1 protein-coding gene is annotated in these 1,550 nt (G+C 42.1%); it reads left to right on the forward strand.

What is annotated here, in order from left to right; translation table 11 throughout:
• Positions 1 to 230: 230 nt before the first annotated feature.
• Positions 231 to 1,421: an IS110 family RNA-guided transposase gene (locus tag F3H20_RS19745; protein ID WP_188128431.1), complete on the forward strand. Its 1,191-nt coding sequence runs from the start codon at positions 231 to 233 to the stop codon at positions 1,419 to 1,421.
• Positions 1,422 to 1,550: the final 129 nt, after the last annotated feature.

Here is a 1,550-nt window from a genome sequence, read left to right on the forward strand (position 1 = left end):
AGAACAACCATGACAAAAAGGAGTAAGTCACAGGAGAATCGATGAAAACAAGTCGGACATGGTATACTCAAAGGAGCAGGAATAGATCGAGGGACGGTTTGGAGATAACTCCGCTTTTAGAACATGATCAGATTGTCTTAGAGTACAGAGAATTGCTGATAAACAGCGAACAATAAACTTTAAAAAATCAGACAATCCATCCTGCTAATTACGTACGAGGGGTGGTTGTAGTGCAAGCCTTGTTACCCTGTTGTTGTGGAGTAGATGTCCATCGAGATGTTGTACAAGCTTGTATCTTAAAAGGGTTAAGCGATAACCCTGAAGTGGTTCGAGCAGAATTCAAAGCTCTGCCAGCTGATTTGGAACAATTCGTTAACTGGCTGATTGAGCATGAATGCAACCATATCGCCATGGAAAGCACGGGAGTATATTGGCGACCGGTATACGAAGCTATAGAAGAACAACACACAGACTACCAGTGCCTGATGGTTGTTAATGCTCACCATATGAGAAATCTGCCGGGCAGGAAAAGTGATATCAAAGATGCAGAATGGATCGCGACCCTATTGAGGCATGGGCTACTGGAAGCTAGTTTTGTCCCTGATAAAGTCATAAGAAATCTTCGGGAGTATTCTAGACTGTATCGATCTTTTGTAAGTGAAAAAAGCCGGTATCTAAACCGGCTGGAAAAGTTTCTGCAAACCCATGGATTTAAGCTGTCTACAGTGCTTAGTAATATCTATGGACTCAGCGGAAGAAATCTTCTGTATAAGTTATCTCAGACGGGACAGTTGACGCCTGGTGATATCATCCAAGCTGTAAACAACCGGGTTAAGGCATCGACAGAAGATATTCACGAAGCCATCAAAGGTCGACTTGGCCTCCATGAACGCAGACTGTTACATACATTACTGAAAAAGATAGATCAGGTACAGACAGAAATTGAAGATATTCTTTTGACTATGCAGGAAGTCGCTGCGCCGTATCAGACAGCCATAGAGCAGTTAGACTCCATTCCAGGTATTGATACTCTGTCAGCCCTAACGGTTATCGCAGAGATCAGTGCTACACCCCAGGAGCACTTTTCCAGCAGTGCCAAGCTTTGCTGTTGGGCTGGCTTATCTCCCCGGAATGATGAAAGTGCCGGAAAAGTAAAATCAAAAAAGATATTACATGGCAATCCTTATGTTAAATCAATTTTATGCCAGGTAGCTTGGGCAGCGGTTCGGGTAAGGAAGAGTTCATTTGCTTTATGGTTTTGGTCGCGACAGGGAAAACTAGGCAGAAAAAAGGCTATTATTGCAGTGGCGAGAAAGATTCTAACGCTTATCTACAAGCTGTTGGAATCTGGCGAGTTTTATGACTCAAATATTGCCTTGCAGGCATGCTCATCGCCACCACGACATAATAGCTTATCTTAACTATATTACGTACGTCTTTATTTTTCAAATATATCCGGTCTTTTACACCTATTCTTTTTTATCTATTGGGATAGGGTTATTTGGGTTTCCCTTTTTCCTGTTTCGTTAATTTTAGTTTTCACAATAACC

The sequence above is a fragment of the Propionispora hippei DSM 15287 genome, from assembly GCF_900141835.1.
Lineage (GTDB): Bacteria > Bacillota > Negativicutes > Propionisporales > Propionisporaceae > Propionispora > Propionispora hippei.